This is a genomic window from Rhodosalinus sp. FB01 (assembly GCF_041365715.1).
GTDB lineage: Bacteria > Pseudomonadota > Alphaproteobacteria > Rhodobacterales > Rhodobacteraceae > Rhodosalinus.
Genome location: NZ_JBGFSH010000005.1, coordinates 216,012 through 238,143, shown reverse-complemented (window position 1 = coordinate 238,143; position 22,132 = coordinate 216,012). Strand labels below are relative to the sequence as shown.

General features: G+C 71.6%; 23 protein-coding genes. 12 read left to right on the top strand and 11 right to left on the bottom strand.

Going from position 1 to position 22,132, the window contains the following annotated elements:
* Positions 1–11: 11 nt before the first annotated feature.
* The 3 genes from AB6A65_RS09925 to AB6A65_RS09915 form a co-directional block, all read right to left on the bottom strand.
* Positions 12–2,399, bottom strand: coding sequence for a peptidoglycan -binding protein (locus AB6A65_RS09925; RefSeq protein ID WP_371038211.1), 2,388 nt, complete (start codon positions 2,397–2,399; stop codon positions 12–14).
* A 3-nt stretch (positions 2,400–2,402) separates the two neighbouring features.
* Complete coding sequence (locus AB6A65_RS09920) at positions 2,403–3,629, bottom strand: biopolymer transporter ExbB (protein ID WP_371038210.1); 1,227 nt, start codon at positions 3,627–3,629, stop codon at positions 2,403–2,405.
* A gap of 69 nt (positions 3,630–3,698) precedes the next feature.
* Positions 3,699–4,238 (bottom strand): gamma-glutamylcyclotransferase, encoded by a 540-nt coding sequence (locus tag AB6A65_RS09915; RefSeq protein WP_371038209.1) that lies wholly within the window; start codon positions 4,236–4,238, stop codon positions 3,699–3,701.
* A 67-nt stretch (positions 4,239–4,305) separates the two neighbouring features.
* Here AB6A65_RS09915 and AB6A65_RS09910 point away from each other — a divergent pair, with 67 nt between their 5' ends.
* Both AB6A65_RS09910 and AB6A65_RS09905 read left to right on the top strand, forming a co-directional pair.
* Positions 4,306–5,283, top strand: coding sequence for a DUF2125 domain-containing protein (locus tag AB6A65_RS09910; protein WP_371038208.1), 978 nt, complete (start codon positions 4,306–4,308; stop codon positions 5,281–5,283).
* Between the two features lie 102 nt (positions 5,284–5,385).
* A complete protein-coding gene (locus tag AB6A65_RS09905) occupies positions 5,386–6,861 on the top strand; it encodes an ABC transporter substrate-binding protein (protein ID WP_371038207.1) in 1,476 nt (491 codons plus the stop codon).
* Here the strand turns inward: AB6A65_RS09905 and AB6A65_RS09900 are convergent.
* The gene (locus AB6A65_RS09900) at positions 6,845–7,549 is read right to left on the bottom strand and encodes a DUF2306 domain-containing protein (RefSeq protein ID WP_371038206.1); all 705 of its coding nucleotides are present in this window, start codon (positions 7,547–7,549) and stop codon (positions 6,845–6,847) included. The genes AB6A65_RS09905 and AB6A65_RS09900 overlap by 17 nt on opposite strands.
* A gap of 117 nt (positions 7,550–7,666) precedes the next feature.
* Here AB6A65_RS09900 and AB6A65_RS09895 point away from each other — a divergent pair, with 117 nt between their 5' ends.
* From AB6A65_RS09895 to AB6A65_RS09880, 4 genes are read left to right on the top strand one after another with little or no spacing between them, the layout of a single operon-like run.
* Positions 7,667–8,614 (top strand): ABC transporter permease, encoded by a 948-nt coding sequence (locus AB6A65_RS09895; protein WP_371038205.1) that lies wholly within the window; start codon positions 7,667–7,669, stop codon positions 8,612–8,614.
* Entirely contained in the window at positions 8,611–9,435 is an 825-nt protein-coding gene (locus AB6A65_RS09890; protein ID WP_371038204.1) for an ABC transporter permease, read from the top strand. Before AB6A65_RS09895 ends, AB6A65_RS09890 begins: the two co-directional genes overlap by 4 nt.
* Positions 9,432–11,051 carry an ABC transporter ATP-binding protein gene (locus AB6A65_RS09885; RefSeq protein WP_371038203.1) on the top strand — a complete coding sequence of 540 codons (1,620 nt, stop codon included), beginning with the start codon at positions 9,432–9,434 and terminating at the stop codon, positions 11,049–11,051. The genes AB6A65_RS09890 and AB6A65_RS09885 overlap by 4 nt, the downstream gene beginning before the upstream one ends.
* The gene (locus AB6A65_RS09880; protein ID WP_371038202.1) at positions 11,038–12,492 is read left to right on the top strand and encodes an aldehyde dehydrogenase family protein; all 1,455 of its coding nucleotides are present in this window, start codon (positions 11,038–11,040) and stop codon (positions 12,490–12,492) included. The genes AB6A65_RS09885 and AB6A65_RS09880 overlap by 14 nt, the downstream gene beginning before the upstream one ends.
* Positions 12,493–12,510: 18 nt before the next feature.
* On the opposite strand, the gene AB6A65_RS09875 is transcribed toward AB6A65_RS09880, so the two are convergent.
* On the bottom strand, positions 12,511–12,651 hold the full coding sequence (locus tag AB6A65_RS09875) for a hypothetical protein (protein ID WP_371038201.1): 141 nt from the start codon (positions 12,649–12,651) through the stop codon (positions 12,511–12,513).
* A 96-nt stretch (positions 12,652–12,747) separates the two neighbouring features.
* Between AB6A65_RS09875 and AB6A65_RS09870 the strand changes: the two genes are divergently transcribed.
* Together AB6A65_RS09870 and AB6A65_RS09865 are read left to right on the top strand one after the other, a co-directional pair.
* Positions 12,748–13,494, top strand: coding sequence for an SDR family oxidoreductase (locus tag AB6A65_RS09870; RefSeq protein WP_371038200.1), 747 nt, complete (start codon positions 12,748–12,750; stop codon positions 13,492–13,494).
* A gap of 118 nt (positions 13,495–13,612) precedes the next feature.
* Entirely contained in the window at positions 13,613–14,626 is a 1,014-nt protein-coding gene (locus AB6A65_RS09865) for a P1 family peptidase (protein WP_371038199.1), read from the top strand.
* Between the two features lie 19 nt (positions 14,627–14,645).
* Here AB6A65_RS09865 and AB6A65_RS09860 read toward each other — a convergent pair whose 3' ends face one another.
* The 4 genes from AB6A65_RS09860 to def (AB6A65_RS09845) are packed head-to-tail and all read right to left on the bottom strand — an operon-like array spanning position 14,646 to position 16,817.
* The gene (locus AB6A65_RS09860) at positions 14,646–14,888 is read right to left on the bottom strand and encodes a hypothetical protein (protein ID WP_371038198.1); all 243 of its coding nucleotides are present in this window, start codon (positions 14,886–14,888) and stop codon (positions 14,646–14,648) included.
* 3 nt (positions 14,889–14,891) lie between these two features.
* A complete protein-coding gene (gene fmt / locus AB6A65_RS09855) occupies positions 14,892–15,803 on the bottom strand; it encodes a methionyl-tRNA formyltransferase (protein WP_371038197.1) in 912 nt (303 codons plus the stop codon).
* A 4-nt stretch (positions 15,804–15,807) separates the two neighbouring features.
* Positions 15,808–16,302, bottom strand: coding sequence for a peptide deformylase (def, locus tag AB6A65_RS09850; RefSeq protein WP_371038196.1), 495 nt, complete (start codon positions 16,300–16,302; stop codon positions 15,808–15,810).
* The gene (gene def, locus AB6A65_RS09845) at positions 16,299–16,817 is read right to left on the bottom strand and encodes a peptide deformylase (protein WP_371038195.1); all 519 of its coding nucleotides are present in this window, start codon (positions 16,815–16,817) and stop codon (positions 16,299–16,301) included. Before def (AB6A65_RS09845) ends, def (AB6A65_RS09850) begins: the two co-directional genes overlap by 4 nt.
* A gap of 95 nt (positions 16,818–16,912) precedes the next feature.
* On the opposite strand from def (AB6A65_RS09845), the gene AB6A65_RS09840 reads away from it, so the two are divergent.
* Positions 16,913–18,094, top strand: coding sequence for a MalY/PatB family protein (locus AB6A65_RS09840; RefSeq protein ID WP_371038194.1), 1,182 nt, complete (start codon positions 16,913–16,915; stop codon positions 18,092–18,094).
* A gap of 4 nt (positions 18,095–18,098) precedes the next feature.
* Here AB6A65_RS09840 and AB6A65_RS09835 read toward each other — a convergent pair whose 3' ends face one another.
* Complete coding sequence (locus tag AB6A65_RS09835; protein ID WP_371038193.1) at positions 18,099–18,458, bottom strand: hypothetical protein; 360 nt, start codon at positions 18,456–18,458, stop codon at positions 18,099–18,101.
* Between the two features lie 219 nt (positions 18,459–18,677).
* On the opposite strand from AB6A65_RS09835, the gene AB6A65_RS09830 reads away from it, so the two are divergent.
* Entirely contained in the window at positions 18,678–19,652 is a 975-nt protein-coding gene (locus AB6A65_RS09830) for a glutathione S-transferase family protein (RefSeq protein ID WP_371038192.1), read from the top strand.
* 11 nt (positions 19,653–19,663) lie between these two features.
* Here AB6A65_RS09830 and AB6A65_RS09825 read toward each other — a convergent pair whose 3' ends face one another.
* Positions 19,664–20,041 (bottom strand): response regulator transcription factor, encoded by a 378-nt coding sequence (locus AB6A65_RS09825; protein ID WP_371038191.1) that lies wholly within the window; start codon positions 20,039–20,041, stop codon positions 19,664–19,666.
* A gap of 216 nt (positions 20,042–20,257) precedes the next feature.
* Between AB6A65_RS09825 and AB6A65_RS09820 the strand changes: the two genes are divergently transcribed.
* Positions 20,258–21,445, top strand: a complete 1,188-nt coding sequence (locus AB6A65_RS09820; RefSeq protein WP_371038190.1) for a lytic murein transglycosylase — start codon at positions 20,258–20,260, stop codon at positions 21,443–21,445.
* A gap of 75 nt (positions 21,446–21,520) precedes the next feature.
* Positions 21,521–22,132, top strand: a complete 612-nt coding sequence (locus AB6A65_RS09815; protein ID WP_371038189.1) for an exopolysaccharide biosynthesis protein — start codon at positions 21,521–21,523, stop codon at positions 22,130–22,132.

Below are 22,132 nucleotides of genomic sequence, written 5' to 3'. Positions count from 1 at the left end.
CGCCGCCCGCCTCAGCTCTCGGTCAGTTTCAGCTCGATCCGGCGGTTCTGCGCCCGCGCCTCCGGCGTGTCGGCCGGGTTGATCGGCTGGTATTCCCCGAAACCGTTGGCCGAAAGCCGCTCGGGCGGCATGTCGTGGGTCTCGATCAGGTCGCGCACGACCGAAAGCGCCCGCGCCTGGCTGAGTTCCCAGTTGTCCTCGAACTCCGCGTCCGCGCGCACGGGCACCGTGTCGGTGTGCCCGTCCACGCGCAGGATCCAGTCGATCCCCGGCGGGATGTCGTCCATCACGTTCTTCAGGATATCCGCCACCTGGGCGACCTCGGCGCGCCCCTCCTCCGACAGTTCCGCCGCGCCCGGCGCGAAAAGCACCTCGGAGGCGAAGACGAACCGGTCGCCCTCGATCCGCACGCCCTCCTGCGCGCCCAGAAGCTCCCGCAGGCGGCCGAAGAACTCCGAGCGGTAGAGCTCAAGGTCTTCCTTCTCCGCCTCGAGGCGGGCGGCGCGCTCCTCCTCCAGCTGGCGGCGGCGGCGCTCCTCGGCGGCGGCACGGGCCAGCGCGGCGTTGAGTTCTGCGCCCAGGTTCTCGATTTGCACCTCCTGCGCGGCGTCCGCGGCGCGGGACGCCGCGAGAAGCTCCTGCAGCCGCTCGATCTGGCGGTTGAGTTCGCGGACCTGGCTGTTGAGCAGCGCCGTCCGTTCCTGCGCCTCGGTCGCCGCGCTCTGCTGGCGCGCGAGTTCGCGGTTCGCGGTGGCCAGAAGCGCATCGCGCCGGTCGCGCGCCTCGGCCAGCCGATCGGCCTCTTCCTCGGCGGCGAGCCGCGCGGCAGCGGCGGCGCGCAACTCCTCCGCGAGATCGGCGCGCCGCGCCTCCGCGTCCTCGCGCGCGGCGATGGCCGCGGCGAGCCGCTGGCCCAGATCCTCGCGCGCCGTTTCCGCCGCGAGCGAGGCGGCGAGCGCCTCGGCGAGCCGGCGCTCGAGGTCGCTCCGGCGGTCCTCGGCGCGGGCCGCCTGGGCGTCGCGGGCGTCTTCGGCCTCGGCAAGCGCCTGCTCGAGTTCGCCCACACGTGTCTCGAGCGTCTCGGCGCGGGCCTCCGCCCCGCCGGCGTCCCGCCGCGCGGCCTCCAGCGCCTCGATACGGGCGCGCGCGGTTTCGAGTTCCCTGCGAAGCGTCGCGGCCTCGCCCTCCCGGGCGGCGATCCGTTCGAGCGCGCTGGCCAGCCGGGCCTCGAGATCCGCCGCCTCGGCGCGGAGCGTTTCGGCGGCCGCCTCGGCCTCCTCCCCGGCCTCGGCGCGCAGCAGCGCGGCGGCCAGCGCCGCCTCCGCCTCGCTGAGCTCCGATTGCGCGGCCGCCGCGTCGGAGCGGGCCTCTGCCAGCGCGCTCTCGCGGCTCTCCAGCCGGGCGAGCGCCAGCGCGAGACGCTCTTCGAGGTCCGCGACCTCGCCCGCCCGCGCGCGGGCCCGGGTTTCCGCCGCCTCGGCCTCCTCCCGCGCGGCGGCGAGATCGGCCTCGAGCCCCTCCTGGGCAAGGAGCGCGGCGGCGAGCTTCGTGTCGAGATCCTCCTGCGCGGCCTCGGCGGCGGCGAGAAGCGCGAGCGTCTCCTCCGCGCGGCGGCGCTCCTCCTCGAGCCGCAGGGTCATGGCGGTGAGTTCGGCCTCCGAGTTCTCCAGCCGCTCTCGGAGCCGTTCGGCCGCCGCGGCCTCCGCGAGCCGCGCGGCCTCCTCCTCGCTGAGGGCCTCCTGCAGGTCGCTCACCCGGCTTTCCAGCGCGGCCTGCATCTCCGCGCCCTCGGCCGTCTCGGCGCGCAGATCGGCCACCAGCGCCTCCAGCGCCTCGCGGCGGGCTGCGGCGAGGCGGGCGGCCTCGGCGGCGGCGTCGATCTCGTCGCGGGCGGTGGCCAGCGCGGTTTCCAGCGCGTCGCGCTCGGAACTCAGCGCCGCGCGCTCCTCCTCGAGCCCGGCGATCGCCGCGCGATCCGCCTCGCGCTCGGCCAGGAGGCTCGCCACCTGCTCCTCGAAGCTCGCGATTTCCGCGCGCGCATCGCCCAGCGCCTCGGCCTGCGCATCGCGCTCGGCCCTGAGGCTGTCGATGAGCGCGGCCTGCCGTTCCGATTCCCGCTCGCTCGCCGCCAGCGTGGCCGAGATCTCGCCCAGATCGTCCTCGAGCTCGGCATTGCGGCGCTGCGCGAGCCCGAGCGCCCGGGCAAGCTGCGTGACCTCCGCCGACAGCGTGTCGAGCTCGCTCTCCTGCCCCGAGATTTCCTCGGTCAGCACGAACTGCACCACCATGAAGATCGTGAGCACGAAGATGAGCACGAGCAGCAGGCCGGTCATCGCATCGACGAAGCCGGGCCAGATCGAGGCCTGGAACCTGTTGCCGGGGCGCCGCGAGAGCGCCATGGCTCAGCCCTCCCCGCCCTTGGCCTCGCGCGGGGCGTCCGCGCTGCGCGGGCGCAGCGCCGCGGCGCGGTTGCCCGCGGCGATCTGGCCGACGGCGCGGGTCAGCGCCGCGAGGTCGGTGCGAAGCTCGGCCATGCTTTCCTGGCGGCCGGCCGACATCTCCTCCAGCAGTCGCAGAAGCTGCACGTCGATCGAGCGCAGGCGCATCCGGCTTTCCGCGTCGATGCCCGTCTCGGCCCGGTCCTGGTTCTCCAGCACCTCGGCAAGCCGCTCGTGGCCCTCGGCCACCCGCACCAGCGCCGAGGTGGACGGCGTCATCGCCTCGATCCGCTCGGTCATGCGCTCGACCGAGTCGGCGAGCTGGGCCAGCTTCTCGTCCACCAGCGCGCGGCTTTCGTCGGACTGGGCGAACACCTGACGAAGCTGTTCCATCTGATCGGCCATCTGGTCGATCACGGCGACGACCGCGGCGGTCTCGCCCTGGTCCTCGCTTTCGCTGGCAAAGCCCAGCCGCGTGATCGAGGAAAGCCATTCCTCCAACTCCCGGTAGAAGCGGTTCTGCCCGTGGCTTGCAAAGAGTTCGAGCAGGCCGACGACGAGCGAGCCGGTCAGGCCCAGGAGCGAGGACGCGAAGGCGATCCCCATGCCGCCCAGCTGCGCCTCGAGGCCGGTCATCAGGCGGTTGAAGACCTGCACGCCTTCCTCGCCCTCCTGCGGCGCGAGGCCCCGGATCGTGTCCACCCCCGCCGGGACGGTGGTCGCGAGGCCGTAGAAGGTGCCGAGCAGGCCGAGAAAGATGAGCGTGTTGACGATGTAGCGGGTGATCTCGCGCGCCTCCTCGATCCGCGTGGCGACGGAGGCGAGGATCGAGCGCGTGGAGGTGGCGGAGATCTGCATCCGCTTCGCCCGCGACCGCAGCAGCGTGCCGAGCGGCGCCAGAAGCTGCGGCGCGCGGGTGTCCGCCGCGCCCGGCCGCCCCTCGGCGAAGGCCTCGATCCAGCGCACGGAGGCGATGAGCTGGAAGACCTGCCAGAAACAGGCGAAGACGCCGATCACGAACACGATGAAGATGAAGCCGTTGAGCCACGGATTGGCCTGGAACACCGGCAGCACGCGCGGCAGCGCCACGAAGGCGCCGAACGCCGTCAGCCCGAGCGCGACCAGCATCAGGACGATCTGGCGGACGGGTTGGGAGAAGTGCGGCGCCGCCTCTAGGTCGGGCTGGTGCATCAGGGACAGGCTCCTGAAGCTTGGCTGTCGGCGCGCACCCTACGGGCTAAAGCGAGGCAAGCCAAGGCACTAAGCCCCATCGGCGCCCTTGATCGCGCGCACCCGCTCCGACAGCCATTCCAGATCGGCATCGCGGATGCCGAGATCGGCCAGATGGGAGGCGGTGTTGTGCAGATACTCGTCATTGGGCCCGCGCCCGCCATGGGCCGCGGCGATGATGTGCGCCTGCTCTTCCATCTCGAGATGCACATATTGTTCATGCCCGGGATCGATCACGTAGGTCACCGCCTCGACGCGGCGCCCGTCGTCGAGATCGAGGGACAGCCGCGTCTCCAGGTAGGCGGACGACACCAGTTCGCGCCCCCGCAGGTAGTCGAGCGTCGCCACCTCGGTGCCGGGCTCGGGCGCGAGCGCCACGCCGTTGCACGCCGCACCCGCCATCGCGTCGAGCGCCAGCACCAGCCCCGGCGTCTCGGGCGTGCCGCGGTGATGGATCGAACGCATGCAGAAGCTCCGGTGCCAGCCCTGCAACGTGGCGAGCCGGCGCTCCGCCACCGCGAAGCCGGGATTCCACAGCAGCGACCCGTAACCGAAAACCCACATCGTCATGCGTCTGGCCCTTCCATCGACGCAGGGTTAAACACGGGGCCGAAGACTCCGCCAGAGGGGGCGCGACGTGAAACGGATTCTGATCGTGGTGCTGATCGTCGCGCTGGCCGTTCCGGGCTGGTGGTTCGTGGCCGCCGCATCGCTGGAACGGTCCCAGGAAAGCTGGCTGGCCGAGCGCCGGGAGGACGGCTGGCAGGCCGACGCCGAGGTCGAGGTCAGCGGGTTCCCGTCGGGCTACAAGATCACCTACCGCGACATCGTGCTCGCCGATCCCGAGACGGGGCTTTCCTGGCAGGCGCCCCTTTTCACGATCGAGCGCCCGCTCGACACCGGCCGCCGCCTCACCGCGGGCTGGCCCGAGACGCAGCGCTTCGTCACCCCCGAGGGGGGCGTGGCTATGGAAAGCGACGGGATGCGCGCCGAGCTGGCGCTGGGTCCCGCGCCGGAAGAGGTTCTGGACCGCCTCGCACTCGCGGCCGAGACGCTCCGCGTGGCCCCCCGCGGCACGGGCGCCTGGGCGGTGGCGCGGCTCGACGCCTCGGCGGAACGCAGCAAGGCCCCGGCCGAAGCCTACGCCGTGGACATCCGCGCAGCCGGCATCGCCCCGCCGCGTCCGATCCGGGGCCTGCCGGACACGCTGGAGGCCGTCTCGATGACGGCGGATCTGACCTTCGACCGTCCGTGGAGCATGGCGGCGATCGAGGAGGCGCGCCCGCAGCCGCGGCGCATCGACATCGCCCGCGCCGAGGCGCGCTGGGGGGAGCTCGAGCTTCTTGCCGCCGGTCGTCTCGCCGTGGACGCCGACGGCGTGCCCTCGGGCCGGCTGGAAGTGAAGGCGCGCAACTGGCGCGAGATCCTGGCCATGGGCCGGCAGAGCGGCGCGCTGCCCGACGGTCTTTCGCGGCGGATCGAGGACGGGCTCGGGCTGCTGGCGCAGATCTCGGGCAACCGCGAGACGCTCGACGTGCCGCTCAATTTCGAGAACGGGCGCGTCGCGCTGGGGCCGATCCCGCTTGGCCCCGCGCCGCGCCTCGTGTTGCGCTGACGCCGCGCCGGTCCGCGGGCTGGACAAGCACGCGGCGGCCGGCGCAAGGTTTTCACCGAACACCCGGCAGAGCCCGGGGCCGCTCAGCCAGGGAGAGCTTCCATGATCCGCACACGCCCAGCGCTCGCCGCCGCGCTCGCGCTCGCCGCGGCGCCCGCCTTCGCCCAGCGCGCCGACATCACCGTGGCGATGCAGCTCGAGCCGCCGCATCTCGATCCGACCTCGGCGGCGGCCGGCGCGATCGACAACGTGACCTACGCCAACATCTTCGAGGGCCTCACCCGGTTCCGGGAGGATGGCTCGGTGGTGCCGGGCCTCGCGGAGAGCTGGGAGATCTCGGATGACGGGCTCACCTACACCTTCACGCTGCGCGAGGGGGTAAGCTTCCACGACGGCACGGCGATGGACGCCGAGGACGTGAAGTTCACGCTGGAGCGCCTTCTCGCGGACGAGTCCACCAACGCGCAGAAGGCCCTCTACGAGGCGATCGAGACCGTCGAGGTTCTCGACGCGCTCACCGTGCGGCTGACGCTCTCGCGGCCCGAGGGCAGCCTGCTGTTCAACCTCGCCTGGGGCGACGCGGTGATCGTGGCCCCCGAAAGCGTGGCCGACATAAAAACGAACCCGGTGGGCACCGGCCCCTTCCGCTTCGTGGACTGGGTGCAGGGCGACCGGGTGGAGATCGCCCGCCACGACGGCTACTGGGGCGAGGCGCCCGCGCTCGAGCGCGCGACCTTCAAGTTCATCTCCGACCCGACCGCGGCCTTCGCGGCGATGATGGCCGGCGACATCGACGCCTTCCAGGCCTTCCCAGCGCCCGAGAACCTGCCGCAGTTCGAGGCGGACCCCCGCTTCGAGGTGCTGATCGGCTCCACCGAGGGGGAGACGATCCTGTCCACCAACAACGGCCAGCCGCCCTTCGACGACCTGCGCGTGCGCCAGGCGCTCGCCCACGCCATCGACCGGCAGGAGATCATCGACGGGGCGATGTTCGGCTACGGCACGCCGATCGGCACGCATTTCGCCCCCCATCACCCGGCCTACCTGGATCTCACCGACAACTCGGCCCATGACCCCGGGCGCGCGCGCGCGCTTCTGGCCGAGGCGGGCTACCCGGACGGCTTCACCACCACGCTCCAGCTGCCGCCGCCCTCCTACGCGCGCCGCGGCGGCGAGATCGTGGCGGCGCAGCTGCGCGAGGTGGGCATCGAGACCGAGATCACCAATCTGGAATGGGCCCAGTGGCTCGAGGAGGTGTTCCGCGGCAAGGATTACGGCCTCACCATCGTGAGCCACACCGAGCCCATGGACATCGGCATCTACGCCCGGCCCGACTACTATTTCCAGTACGACAACCCCGACTTCCAGGCGCTCATGGAAGAGCTCAACGCGACGACCGAGCCCGCGCTGCGGGCCGCGCTTCTGAAGGACGCGCAACGGATCATCGCCGAGGATTTCGTGAACGGCTACCTCTTCCAGCTCGCCTCCACCTCGGTCGTGAAGGCGGGCATCGAGGGGTTCTGGGCGAACGCACCCACCCAGGCGATCGACCTCACCGGCGTCAGCTGGGCCGAGTGACGGCGCCGCCGCCCGCCGCCACGTCTTCCCGGCGGCGGCGGGCGCGCAGGTAGAACTCCACGAGCACGAGGTAGGGCAGGAAGAAGGCCCAGAGCTGCACCCGGTCGAAAAGCCCGGTGAACTGCTCGTTGGAGGCGATCCCGCCGGTCGCCATGTACCAGAGCCCGTAATGCACGCGGTAGATCCACGACCCGATCGCCAGCACGAAGAGGCGGAGCGCCCAGTCCCGGTGCAGCTCGAAGCGCCGGGCGCGGGCGTGGCGCGCGGTCTGCACCGCGGCCAGCAGCATGAGCCCGCCATAGGTGGCGAAGGCCGCGTCCATCATCGGGCCGCCCACCGTGCCCCGCGCGGCGATGTAGAAAAGCCCCGCGAGCGCCGCCGCGGCGGCGGCCACGGCCAGCACGCGCCCCGACCAGCGGTGCAGCGCGGGCCAGCGCCGGCGTATCGGTCCGACAAGCTGGAGCGGCGCCAGCACCGTGATCGCGGCGCCCGTCACCATGTGAAGCGCGATCGCCGCCGACGCGGCGCCGCCCGCGGGCGGAAAGAGATGCGAGGGCTCGTCGAGCATGCCCGCCATCCCACGCCCGGCGAGATCGACCGAGTGCAGCACGAAGGGCAGCGCGAAAAGCGCGAGCAGCCCCAGAAGCCCGATATGCACGGGTTCGATCCGTCTGCGGTGCGCGCTCATCGCCGGCCTCCACCCTTGCCCTGCCTGTCAAAGGATATCGCGCCTGCCGCGCGCTTCCAGCCCGCGCGCCGCGGATCCGCTCTGGACCGGCCCCGCCGGCGACCCTAACGTCCGGCCATGCTGCGCTACACGCTCCGCAGGCTCGTCTCGCTCCTCGTCTCGCTCGTCGTGGCGAGTCTCGTGATCTTCGTGGTGGTGGAGGTCGCGCCGGGCGATCCCGCGAGCTTCATGCTGGGGATCAATGCAGCCCCCGAGACGGTGGCCGCGCTGCGCGCCGAGCTCGGGCTCGACCAGCCGAAATGGCAGAGATACCTCGGCTGGGTGGGCGGCATGCTAACCGGGGATTTCGGTACCTCCTACACCTACCGCGCGCCCGTGGGCGAGATGATCGCCGACCGGCTCTGGGTGTCGCTGCCGCTCGCGCTCTACGCGCTCGCACTCTCGACCCTCATCGCCTTCCCCGCCGGCATCTACGCCGCCGCGCGGCGCGGCCGGCCGGGCGATCTGGCCGTGATGGGGCTCACCCAGCTCGGCGTGGCGGTGCCGAACTTCTGGTTCGCGATGATGCTGGTCCTCCTCTTCGCGATCACGCTGGGCTGGGTCGGCGCGGGCGGCTTCCCGGGATGGGAGGCCGGCGTCTGGGCCGGGATGAAGGCGCTGACGCTGCCCGCGATCAGCCTGGCGTTGCCGCAGGCGGCGATCCTCACCCGGGTGATGCGCTCCTCCCTGCTCGACATCCTGGGCGAGGACTTCATCCGCACCGCCCGCGCAAAGGGGCTCAGCCGCGGCCAGGCGCTCTGGCGGCACGGGCTGCGCAACGCGCTCATCCCCGTGCTCACGATCCTGGGGCTGCAATTCGCCTTCCTGCTCGCCGGCGGGATCATCATCGAACAGGTCTTCTACCTGCCCGGGCTCGGGCGGCTCATCTTCCAGGCGATCTCCGCGCGCGACCTCATCGTGGTGGAATCGGTGGTGCTGCTGCTCGTCTTCGCCGTGATCCTGGTGAACTTGCTCGTGGACCTCGCCTATGCCGCGGTGGACCCGCGTTTGCGGAGCCGCGCGTGACCGGGGCGGACCGCAAGCTTTTCCTGGGCGGAGCGCTCACGCTGCTCTTCGTGGCCGCGGCGCTTCTCTCCTTCGTCTGGACGCCCGAGGACGTGACGCGGATGAACATCGCCGGGCGGCTCCGGCCGCCCTCGGCCGCGAACTGGCTCGGCACCGATCATTTCGGCCGCGACATGCTCTCGATGATCATGGTGGGCGCGCGCACCTCGCTCGCGGTGGCGCTTCTCGCCGTGGGGATCGGCATGGGGCTCGGCGTGCCGCTCGGCCTCGCCGCGGCGGCGCGCCGGGGCGGCTGGCTCGACGAGATCATCATGCGCGCCAACGACCTCGTCTTCGCCTTCCCGAGCCTCGTGATCGCGATCCTCATCACCGCGGTCTTCGGCCCCTCGGCGGTCAACGCCATCGTCGCCATCGGCATCTTCAACATCCCCGTCTTCGCGCGCCTCACCCGCGGCGCGGCGCTCTCGCTCTGGCAGCGCGAGTTCGTCATGGCCGCCCGCGTGGCCGGCAAGTCGACCGCCCGGATCAGCGCCGAGCACATCCTGCCCAACGTCACGAACCTCCTCATCGTCCAGGGCACGATCCAGTTCTCGCTCGGCATCCTCGCCGAGGCGGGGCTCTCCTATGTCGGGCTCGGCGCGCAGCCGCCCACGCCCTCCTGGGGGCGGATGCTCGCCGACGCGCAGACGATGGTGAGCCTCGCGCCCCATGTCGCGCTGATCCCCGGCCTCGCAATCGTGTTCACCGTGCTCGGCCTCAACCTCATGGGCGACGGGCTGCGCGACCGGCTCGACCCGCGGCTCCGGGTGGCGCGCGCATGACGCTGCTGCAGATCGAAGGGCTGAATCTGTCCGTGGGCGGCGCGCCGATCCTGCGCGAAGTCTCGCTCTCCATCGCGGCGGGCGAGATCCTCGCCGTCACCGGCGAAAGCGGATCGGGCAAGTCGCTCACCGCGCTCTCGGTGATGGGTCTCTTGCCGGGCAACGCCAGCGTCGCGGGGGCGATCCGCCTGGAGGGGCGCGACCTTCTCGGCCTTTCCGAGCGCGAGATGTGCGCCGTGCGCGGCCGCGACGTGGGCATGGTGTTCCAGGAACCGATGACGGCGCTCAACCCGGTGCAGAGCATCGGGGACCAGGTGGCCGAAACGATCCTCGTTCACGAGCGCGCACCCCGGGCCGAGGCCATGGCGCGCGCCCGCGCCATGCTCGACCGGGTGGGCCTGCCGGCCGGGCGCTTCCCGCTCTCGCGCTACCCGCACGAGCTTTCGGGCGGGCAGCGCCAGCGCGTCGGCATCGCGCTCGCCATCGCGCTCCGGCCGCGGCTGCTGATCGCGGACGAGCCCACCACCGCGCTCGACGTCACCACCCAGGCGCAGATCCTCGCGCTTCTGAAGGAACTCGCCCGGGATTTCGGCATGGGGCTCATGATGATCACCCACGACCTCGCCGTGGTGAGCGACATGGCCGACCGCATCGCCGTGATGCGCGACGGCGAGGTGGTGGAGACGGGTGAGACGCGCCGGCTCTTCGCCGCCATGCGCCACCCCTACACCCGCGCGCTCTTCGAGGCCTCGGGCCACAGGGTGACCCTCCCGCCGCGCCACGTCACGGGCGGGACGCTTCTGGAGGTGCGGGGGGTCAGCCGCGACTACCCGCTCCCGCGCGAGGGCCTGTTCGCGCCGCGCCGGCACCACCGCGCGGTGAACCGCGTGAGCCTGTCCATCGGCCGGGGAGAGCGCGTGGGCCTCGTGGGCGAGTCGGGCTGCGGCAAGTCCACCCTCACCCGCGCGATCCTCGGCCTCGAGGAGGTGCAGGAAGGCGAGATCCGGATGGAGGGCGCCCCGGTCTTCACCGGCCACCGCCCCAACCCGGAGGTCCGCCGGAAGATGCAGGTGGTCTTCCAGGACCCCTATGGCAGCTTCAACCCCCGTCATCGCGTGGCGCGGCTCGTCACCGAACCCTTCCACCTGCTCGACGCCCCGCCCCGCGGCGCGGCGCGGAACCGCGCGGTGGCCGAGGCGCTCGAGGCGGTGGGCCTCTCGGCCCGGGACGCGACCAAGTTCATCCACGAGTTCTCGGGCGGCCAGCGCCAGCGCATCGCCATAGCGCGCGCCCTCATCATCCGCCCCGAGCTCATCGTCTTCGACGAGGCGGTCTCGGCGCTCGACGTCTCGGTGCGCGCCCAGATCCTGGACCTCATCGCGCGGCTCTCGGGCGAGTTGAGCCTCTCCTATCTCTTCATCAGCCACGACCTGACTGTTGTGCGCCGCATCACCGAGCGGGTCCTCGTCATGCGCGCGGGCGAGATCGTCGAGGAGGGCGAGACCGAGAAGGTCTTCTCCCAGCCCCGCCACCCCTATACGCAGGAGCTGATCGCCGCCGCACCGCGCCTGCCCGCGCCGCCATCCGCCACGGAGACGCCCGATGCCGCTTCCTGAGCTGCCCTTCGATCCCGCCCGCTGCCTCGTGGGGGGCGCCTGGATCGCGCCCGAGAGCGGCGCGCGGCTGCTGCTGGAAAACCCCTCCGACGGCGGCGCGCTTGCCGAGATCGCCGGCGGCGGCCCGGCCGAGGTGGACGCCGCCGTCGCCGCCGCGCGCGCCGCGCTTGCCGGCGACTGGGGCGCGGCGGATGCGGCGGCGCGGGGGCGCGCGCTCTCGCGCCTCGGGCGGCTCGTCGAGGAGCATGTAGAGACGCTCGCCCGGCTGGAGGCGCTCGACGTGGGCAAGCCGCTCTCCCAGGCGCGCGCCGACGCCGCCGCGCTCGCGCGCTACATGGAGTTCTACGGCGGCGCGGCCGACAAGCTCATGGGGGCGACGATCCCCTTCCGAGAGGGCTACACCGTCTACACGCTCCGCGAGCCGCATGGCGTCACCGGCCATATCGTGCCCTGGAACTACCCGATGCAGATCATCGGGCGCTCCGTGGGCGCGGCGCTCGCCGCCGGCAACGCCTGCGTTCTGAAACCCGCCGAGGAAGCCTGTATCACCGCGCTCTTCTTCGCCCATCTGGCCGAGCGCGCAGGCCTGCCCGCGGGCGCACTGAACGTGGTGCCCGGCACCGGAGAGGCCGCCGGCGCCGCGCTCGCGGGCCATCCGGGCATCGATCACCTTAGCTTCACCGGCTCGGTGGCGACCGGGCGGAAGGTGCAGGCGGCCGCGGCGGAGAACGTCGTGCCGGTGACGCTGGAGCTTGGCGGGAAATCTCCCCAGATCGTCTTCGCCGACGCGGATGTGGAAGCCGCGCTGCCCTTCCTCGTCGGCGCGGGGATCCAGAACGCGGGGCAGACCTGCTCTGCGGCCTCCCGGATCCTCGTGGAGCGCCCCCGCTATGCCGAGATCGCCGCGCGGATGGCCGAACGCTACGCCGCGCTCGAGGCCGGCCCCGCGCTCGAGGACCGCGCCCTAGGCCCGCTCATCTCGGCCCGGCAGAAGGCGGTCGTGGAGGGCTACCTTGCCGAGGGCGCGGATCTGGCGCGCGCGGGCGAGGGGCGCATCGCCCCGAACGCGCCCGCGGGCGGGCATTACGTGGCGCCCGTCCTCTTCGGCGACGTGCCGCCCGACCACCCCCTCGCGCAGGAGGAGATCTTCGGCCCCGTCCAGTGCCTCATCCCCTTCGACGGCGAGGAGGAGGCCGCCGCCATCGCCAACGGCACGGGCTACGGCCTCGTCGCCGGGGTCTGGACCGCGGACGGCGGCCGGCAGATGCGCCTCGCGCGGCGGCTGCGCGCGGGCCAGGTCTTCCTGAACGACTACGGCGCGGGCGGCGGGGTGGAACTGCCCTTCGGCGGCACGGGGCTCTCGGGCCACGGCCGCGAGAAGGGGTTCGAGGCGCTCTTCGGCTTCACCGCGCTCAAGACGGTGGCCGCCCGGCACGGCTAGACCGCCGAGACGCGTCCCTCACGCCCAGGACAGCGCGTCCTCCAGCCGGTCGTCGCCCCGGAAAAGCGCGTCGCCCACGGTAAAGCTCGGCACGCCGAAAAGCCCCGCCCGCTCGCTCGGACAGGCCCCCGATCCGAGTGACTTTGAGACGGGAGGCATCGCTCCCCGGGAAGACCCGGAAATCGACCTGGCGCATCGCCCCTCCTTGCGCGTCGCCCGGTTTCCTGCACTCTGTGTTGCAAGGGAGGGACGACCTTGAGACTGGCAGGCAAGACCGCCATCGTCACCGGGGCCGCCTCGGGCTTCGGCGCGGGGATCGCGCGGCGCTTCGCGGCCGAGGGCGCGCGCGTGCTCGTGGCCGATCTCGACGGCGCGGGCGCAAAGGCGATGGCGGCGGAGATCGGGGACGCGGCGCTGCCCTGCCGGGTGGACGTCTCGGACGGCAAGAGCGTGGCCGCGATGGCGGAGACCGCGCAGGTCGCCTTCGGGGGCCTCGACATCCTCGTGAACAATGCGGGCGTCACCCATCTGCCCGCGCCCATGGAAGAGGTGAGCGAGGCCGATTTCGACCGCGTCTTCGCCGTGAACTGCAAGTCGGTCTACCTGACCGCGCGCGCGCTCGTCCCGGCGATGAAGGCGCAAGGCGCGGGCGCGATCCTCAACATCGCCTCCACCGCGGGCGTCTCGCCGCGCCCCCGTCTCAACTGGTACAACGCCTCCAAAGGCTGGATGATCACCGCCACGAAGGCCATGGCGATCGAGCTTGCGCCCCACGGCGTCCGCGTGAACGCGCTCAACCCCGTGGCCGGCGAGACGCCGCTTCTCAGGTCCTTCATGGGCGAGGACACGCCGGAGATGCGCGCGCGCTTCCTCGCCACCATCCCGATGGGGCGCTTCTCCACGCCCGGGGACATGGGGGCGGCCGCCGCTTTCCTGTGCTCGGACGAGGCGTCTATGATCACCGGCGTGGCGATGGAGGTGGACGGCGGGCGCTGCATCTGAGCCACGGCCCTTGCGCCCGCGTCTTCTTGGCGGAAATACTCCCGCCGGAGGCCCGCGCGCGCCCGCGGCGCGCGCCACTGAAGGCGCGCGGGCGCAGCCCGCACATTTCGGAGATACGATGGAACCCGGCGCGCGCAACCTGATCACCGACGTCCCCGGTCTCCGGGTGGGCAACGCGCAGGATACCGCGCTGCGGTCAGGCGTGACGGTGCTGACCGCCGACGCGCCGCTCACCGCCTCGGTCGCGGTGATGGGGGGCGCGCCCGGCACGCGCGAGACGGATCTCCTCGCGCCCGACCGCACGGTGCAGGCGGTGGACGCGCTGGTGCTCGCGGGCGGCTCTGCCTTCGGGCTCGCCGCGGCGGACGGAGTCGTGGACGGGCTCCGCGCCGCGGGGCGCGGCTTCGCCGTGGGGCCCGTGCGCGTGCCCATCGTGCCTGCCGCCATCCTTTTCGACCTGCTGAACGGGGGCGACACGGCGTGGGAGGAGACCCCCTACCCGGCGCTCGGGCGCGCCGCCCTCGAGGCCGCCTCGGCCGCCTTCGCGCTCGGCACCGCGGGGGCGGGGACCGGCGCGCTCACGGGCATGCTGAAGGGCGGGCTCGGCTCCGCCTCGCTCATGCTCACAAATGGCGTGACCGTGGGCGCACTGGTGGCCGCCAATCCCATCGGCAGCGCCACGACGCCGGGCGAGCGGCATTTCTGGGCCGCGCCCTTCGAGATCGGCGAGGAGTTCGGCGGGCTCGGCCCCGACCCGCGGGCCGGGCTCGGGCGCAGCCTCGAAAGCCGAAAGCACACCGCCTTCGCGGCGCAGGCCGGGGCCAACACCACCATCGCGGTCGTCGCCACCGACGCTGCGCTCACCAAGCCAGAGGCGCATCGCGTGGCTCTGGCCGCCCATGACGGCATCGCCCGCGCCGTGGTGCCCGCGCACACGCCCAACGATGGCGATCTCGTCTTCGCCGTCGCCACGGGCGCGCGCACGCTCAGCGGCCACGGGCCGGGGCTCGCCGAGATCGGCCACGCCGCCGCGCTCTGCCTCGCCCGGGCGATCGCCCGGGCGGTTTACGAGGCGCGGCCCGAGCCGGGCGACCTTCTGCCCGCCTGGCGCGCCGGGAACGCGGCGGGCTGACCCCCGTCAGCGCGCCGCGTCAGCGCCGGGGCCGCCAGTGCGTCGGCACGATGACGAGGGCGCCCACGGAACTCAGGATCGCATCCACGCCCGGCGGGCCGAAGCTCACGCCGAACATGATCCGCACGAAATAGAACAGGAACGCCCCGCCCACGCAGATGATCACGCTCGGCAGGATGCCGTTCCGGGTGAAGCCCGTCCGCTCGGACAGGTAGCCCACGAGCCCCGCGATGACGACGGTGCCGATCAGTGCCGGGAACATGGCCTAGCCTCCAAGTTGCGTGCCCGCGGGCACCTGCATGCCGCGCAGGAAGGCGTCGGCCTCCTGCGGGCCCCGGCCCTCGCGCTGAAGCCGGGTGATCCGCACGGCGCCGTCGCCGCAGGCCACGGCGAGGCGATCGCCGAGCGCGCGGCCCGGCGGGCCGGCGCCCGCCTCCACACGCGCGCCGAGCAGTTTCACCCGCTCGCCGGCGATCCGCGGCCAGGCGCCCGGGAAGGGCGAAAGGCCGCGGATGCGCCGCGCGACCTCCTCGGCCGGGCGCGTCCAGTCCACCACGGCCTCGGCCTTGTCGATCTTCGACGCGTAGGTAACCCCCGCCTCTGGCTGCGGCGCCGGGGTCAGGGTGTCGAGGCGGTCGAGCGCCTCCACGATCGCCTCCGCGCCGAGCCGGGCGAGACGGTCGTGCAGCGCGCCGGCGGTCTCCTCCGGCCCGATGGGCGTCGCGCGGCGCAGGAGCACCGGCCCGGTGTCGAGCCCCGCCTCCATCTGCATGATGCAGATGCCCGTCTCCGTGTCGCCCGCCATGATCGCGCGCTGAATGGGCGCGGCCCCCCGCCAGCGCGGCAGAAGCGAGGCATGGATGTTCAGGCATCCCCGCGCGGGGGCCTCCAGGATCGGGCGGGGCAGGATCAGGCCGTAGGCGGCGACGACCGCGACCTCCGGCGCGAGCGCGGCGAAGGCGGCCTGCGCCTCGGCGCTCCGCAGGCTTTCGGGATGGCGGACGGGCAGGCCGAGGCGCTCGGCCAGCGCCTGCACGGGCGAGGGGCGCGGCTTCTTTCCCCGTCCCGCGGGGCGCGGCGGCTGGGTATAGACGGCGGCGATCTCGTGGCCAGCGGCGGCGAGCGCCGAAAGCGCCTCGGCCGCGAAATCCGGCGTGCCCATGAAGACGAGCCGCACCGCCCTACCCCGCCTTTTTCGCGCGGCGGAGCAGCATGTCGCGCTTCACGCGGCTCAGCCGGTCGAAATACATGCGCCCGTCGAGATGGTCGATCTGGTGCTGGACCGAGACCGCCCAGAGCCCTTCGAGGTCGCGCCGGTCGATCTGCCCGTGCTCGTTCAGGAAGCGCACGGTGACCGTCGCGGGACGCGTCACCCGCGCCGAGACGCCGGGCAGGCAGGGGCTCGCCGCCTCGTGCTCGGCCAGCTCCGCGGAGGCCTCGAGCATCTCGGGGTTGGCGAGGCGGAGGGCGCGGCCGCGCTCGCGGCTCGCATCCACCACGGCGAGGCGCAGATCGACCCCAAGTTGCGGCGCCGCGAGGCCCACACCCGGCATGGGGTCCATCACCCGGATCATCTCGTCCCAGAGGCCGCGGATCTCGTCGGTCACCGCCTCCACCGCCGCGGCCGGGCGGCGGAGCCGCGGGTCGGGCCAGCGCAGGATCGTCCGCGCGCTCACGCGCGGGCCTGCTCGCGCTTCAGCTTGACCATCCTGCGGGTGATCATCTGCCGCTTCATCGGACCGAGATAGTCGATGAAGAGCTTCCCGTTCAGATGGTCGATCTCGTGCTGGAGGCATGTGGCCCAGAGCCCGCCGAAGCCTTCCTCGCGCAGCGCGCCGTCCACGTCCATCCAGCGCACCTGCACCTCGGCCGGGCGGGTCACGTCGGCGAACTGCTCGGGGATCGACAGGCATCCCTCCTCGTAGGTGTTGAGCTCGTCCGAGGCGGCCAAGATCTCGGGGTTGAACATCGCCAGCGGGCGCGGCTCCTCCCCCTCGCGCTTGGCGCAGTCGAGCACGACAAGCCGTTCGAGCACGCCGACCTGCGGCGCGGCAAGGCCGATGCCGGGCGCGCCGTACATGGTCTCGAGCATGTCCTCGGCCAGCTGCCGGCGCGCGTCGGTGATGTCGTCGACCGCCGCGCTGACCTTCTTGAGGCGCGGGTCGGGGTGGATCAGGATGGGCCGTTTCATGGCCGTTGAGATAAGCGAGCGCGTGACCGTGCGCAACGCCCCCTTGCGCCCCGCGCGCTTTCGTCTAGCGTCGCGCGCCGAACCGGAGGGAGCAGATGGATTTCGACTTCGACGAGGTGATCGAGCGCCGTGGGACCCATTCGCAGAAATGGGACAAGATGGAGCGCCTCTACGGCGTGCCGGCGGAAGACGGGCTGGCGATGTGGGTGGCGGACATGGATTTCCGCCCGCCCCCGGGCGTCACCCGGGCGCTGGCGCGGATGGTAGATCACGGGATCTACGGCTATTTCGGCGACGACTCGGACTATCTCGACGCGATCCGGTGGTGGATGCGGGAACGCCATGGCTGGGATGTCGCGCCCGAGTGGATCTTCACCACCCACGGGCTGGTGAACGGCACGGGCCTTTGCGTCGACGCCTACACGCAACCGGGCGACGCCGTGGTGCTCTTCACCCCCGTCTACCACGCCTTCGCGCGGGTGATCCGCGCCGCCGGGCGCCGCGTCGCGGAATGCGAGATGCCGGTCGAGGACGGGCGCTACGTCCTCGATTTCGACGCCTGGGACGCGCAGATGACGGGCGACGAGCGCATGCTCGTGTTCTGTTCGCCGCACAATCCGGGCGGGCGGGTCTGGAGCGCGGAGGAACTGCGCGGCGTGGCCGAGTTCGCGCGGCGCCACGACCTGATCGTGGTGTCGGACGAGATCCATCACGATCTCGTCTATCCCGGCGCGCCGCGGCACCTGCCCATGACCGTGGCGGCGCCGGATATCCTCGACCGGCTCGTGATGATGACCGCCACCACCAAGACCTTCAACATCGCGGGCGCGCATCTCGGCAACGTCATCGTGCCCGACGAGGCGCTGCGGGCGCGCTTCGCGGCGCGGATGGCCGCGCTCGGGATCAGCCCGAACGCCTTCGGGCTGCACATGGCCACCGCGGCCTATTCGCCGGAGGGCGCAGCCTGGGTGAATGCGCTCATGGCCTATCTCGACGGCAATCGCCGCATCTTCGATGCCGGCATCGCGGAGATCCCGGGGCTCTCGTCCATGCCGCTCGAGGCCACCTATCTGTCATGGGTGGATTTCTCGGGCACCGGGATGCCGGGCGAGGAGATTACGGCCCGCGTCGAGAAGGACGCGCGGATCGCCGCGAATCATGGGCCGACCTTCGGCAAGGGCGGCGAAAGCTGGCTTCGCTTCAACATCGCGACCCCGCGCGCCCGCGTCGAAGAGGCGGTCTCGCGGCTTCGGTCGGCCTTCGCCGACCTTCAGTGACGCCTCAGCCCTCGCGCGCGTCGGCGATCAGCCCGGCGGGCGCGGCCTCGTCCCGAGCGAAGTCGAGCGCCACGCCGCCGGGGGCCGCGATCGGCCGCTTGAACTCGTAGCGGCGCTCGCCCCCCTCCTCGGCGGAGGTCACCACGAGGCACCGCCCGAGATGGCGCGCGCCGTCGTAAAGATCGACGAGGCCGCGCAGACGCGGCGCTTCGCCCGCGTCGAGAACGAACCCGCCCTCCCAGATCCGAAGCACGGCGTGGCTGGCCCCGCCCCCTTCCACCCTGAGGCGGGTGCGGCGGCGCGCGCGCATCGACCGCGCGGCATCGAGACCCGCTTGCAGTTCCGCCGAGACGTAGGTGGACATGATCCGCTCTCCGCTTTCCCTTACGACAAGAAGGTCCGCAAAAAAGATGAAAATCAAGTGAAACCGGGGGCGCGGCGGATGCCGAAGCTGCGCGAGGATGTCGCGTCCGCGCCCCGCGCCGAAGGCTCTGTGCGATGCCGCAGGGCGGGTGCGCACCCTCCGCGCTTTCATGCCGGCGCAGGATGGCTATCTCTGGCTGAACGAGGAAAGGAAAGCGGCATGGGCCTTCTTGTCGACGGCGAATGGCACGACCGGTGGTACGACACCAGCAAGACGGGGGGCGCCTTCGTGCGCTCCGATTCGAAATTCAGGAACTGGGTCACGCCCGATGGGGCGCCGGGCCCCTCCGGCGAAGGCGGCTTTCCCGCCGAGAGCGGGCGCTACCATCTCTATGTCAGCCTCGCCTGCCCCTGGGCGCACCGGACGCTGATCTTCCGCAAGCTGAAGGGGCTGGAAGACCACATCGGCGTCTCGGTGGTCCATCCCGACATGCTGTCGGACGGCTGGACCTTCGACACGGGCTTTCCCGGCGCGACCGGCGACCGGCTTTACGGCCTGCCCTACGCCCGTGACCTTTACGTGAAGGCGAAGCCGGATGTCAGCGGCCGCGTCACCGTGCCGATCCTGTGGGATCGGCAGCGCGAGACGATCGTTTCTAACGAATCGGCCGAGATCATCCGCATGTTCAATTCCGCCTTCGACGCGATTACCGGGAATGCCGACGATTACTGGCCGGAGGACCTGCGCGAGGCCATCGAGCCCGTGAACGCGCGCATCTACGACACCGTGAACAACGGGGTCTACAAATCCGGCTTCGCGACGACGCAGGACGCCTACGAGGCGGCGGTGCATCCCCTATTCGAAACGCTCGACTGGATCGAGGACCGCCTCGGCGGCAGCCGTTACCTGATGGGCGCGCGTGTCACCGAGGCCGACTGGCGGCTCTTCACCACGCTGATCCGCTTCGATTCGGTGTATCACGGGCACTTCAAGTGCAACCGGCGCCGGATCGTGGACTACCCCAATCTCTGGGGCTACACGCGTGAACTCTACCAGTGGCCGGGCGTGGCCGAGACGGTGAACCTCGAGCACATCATGCGCCACTACCACTACAGCCACGAGACCATCAATCCGCACCGCATCGTGCCCATCGGGCCCGTTCTCGACCTCGAGGCGCCGCACGGGCGCGGCTGACGGGCCGGGGTTCAGGGCGGCGGGGATGGCGGGGTGGAGCCGTAATGCTCCACCATCGCCGCAAGGTCCTCGGGCGGGGTCGCACTCTGGATATACGCGCAGGCGTTCGAGCAAAGTCCGAAGATGGAGCCGTCGGAGAAGAAGCGCGTGTTGGTAACGAAGATCACCTTGGCGTCCGGGACACGGTAGCTGGCGAAGTCGGCCACGGCGAAGGCGCTGCCCTGGTCGAGCACGAGGTCCAGCACGATCACCTGCCAGTCCGCCTGCTGAAGAAGGGCGATCGCGTCGTCCTCGGCCGCCGCGCGCCCGCCCTCCGCGCCCTGGCGGTGCAGGTGGCGTTGCCAGAGTTCGCCCAGATCGGGGTTACTCTCCACGATCAGAACGCGCATGCGAGCCCCCGTTACAACGCCGGGCCCGCGCCTCGCGCCGCCCGCAAACGCCCCTCCCCTCCTTACCTTAAGTCAAACGCGACGCGCCGGGTGGAATTTCGGACGCTTCCCGGCCCGACCGGCAAGATTCGGCCGGCAGGAGTGGCGCGGGCCAGCCTTGCTCCCCCGGCTGCGCCTGCTAGCCTGCCCCCGTGGAAACCAGTTTAGGGTATCATCATGCGCGGCGCGGCGATCCTTTGGGCCTTGCTGATCTTCCTTCACACCGCCGGGGCCGCGACGGCGCAATCCGCGCCCTGCGGCGGCCCGTTCCCGGACTTCGTGGACGGCCTGAAGCGCGAGGCTGAGCGCCGCGGCCTCGATCCCGCCACCGTGGAGCGGTTCTTCGCGAATGTCCGCCAGGATCCGGACGTGATCCGCGCCGACCGACGGCAGGGCGTCTTCCAGCTGCCCTTCGTGGAGTTCTCGCGCCGCCTCATCAGCCAGAACCGGATAGAGAACGGACGCCGCAACGCCCAGCGCCATGCCGCGGTCTTCGACAGGATCGAACGCGAGATCGGGGTGCCGCGCGGCATCCTGCTGTCCTTCTGGGCGTTCGAGACCGATTACGGCGCGGTGCAGGGCGATTACAACACGCGCGACGCGCTGGTGACGCTGTCGCACGACTGTCGCCGGCCGGGGCTTTTCCGGCCGCAGGTCTTCGCGGCGATCGAACTCTACGCGCAGGGCGACCTCGATCCCGACGGCACGACGGGCGCCTGGGCGGGCGAGATCGGCATGGTGCAGATGCTGCCGCGGGACATCCTGGAACATGGGACGGACGGCGACGGCGATGGCCGCGTCTCTCTCAAGACCTCGCCGCCCGACGCGCTCCTTTCCGGGGCGAAGATGCTCGAAAGCCTGGGCTGGCGCGCGAACGAGCCCTGGCTGCAGGAGATCACGGTGCCTCGGGGCTTCGACTGGGCGCTTTCGGGGCTGGAGGGCACGCGGCCGGTTTCGGAGTGGGCGGCGCTCGGCGTGCGCGGGCGCAACGCTCCGCTCGGCCCCGGCGCGCTTCAGGCGTCGGTGATCGCGCCGCAGGGCCGGCTCGGGCCGATATTCCTCGCCTATCCGAATTTCAATGTGCTTTTCGAGTGGAACCAGAGCTTCGTCTACGTGACGACCGCCGCCTATTTCGCCACCCGGCTCGAGGGCGCGCCGATCTATGACGCGGGCACGCCGGAACCCGGTCTTTCCGGCGATCGGATGAAGGCGCTTCAGCGCAAGCTCGCCGGGATGGGCCACGACGTGGGCGGGGTGGACGGCATCCTCGGGGCGAAGACGCGGATCGCCGTGCGCGAGGTGCAGGCGCGCCTCGGGCTTCCCGCCGATGGCTGGCCGACGCCCGCGCTGCTGGATCGTCTGTGAGGCGGATTGCAGTCAGCGCGGCGCCCACCTATTTCTGCGGCGTGCCCGTCGGGGCGCATCCCTTCCAGAGGCCGCATGGGCGAGCTTGAGCTTCCCCGGGATCCCGATCCGATCACAATCCGCGAGATCCTCGCGCGGCTCGAGGTGCTCTCGCAGCGTGAGCGCGTGTCGCTGGGCGACATCCTGGAATCCTTCGGCCAGGCGAGTTTTGTTCCGGCGCTGATGCTGCCGGCGCTTCTGGTCTTTTCGCCACTGTCGGGGATTCCGCTCTTCTCGTCGATCTGCGGACTGACGATCGCCGTCGTCTCGGCCCAGATGCTCGTGCGGCGCCGGTATGTCTGGCTGCCGCGAGGGCTGCGCAAGCGCGCGGTGGCCGGCGGCCGCCTGCGTGCCGCGCTTACGCGCATCGCGCGCATCGGGCAATGGATCGACCGGAACACCGGCACCCGGCTGCGGCTGCTGACGGTACAGCCCATGGCAAGCCTGTTCACGCTGATCTGTCTCTGCGCCGGGCTTGCCATGCCGTTCCTGGAGCTTGTGCCGTTTTCCTCCTCCGTCCTCGGCCTGTCGGTGGTCCTGATCTCGGCGGCGTTCCTGACGCGCGACGGGCTTTTCGCGCTCGCCGGGCTCGGCGTCTTCGCCATCGCGCCGATGATCCCGCTGGCGCTGTGGATCGGGCTCGTCTGA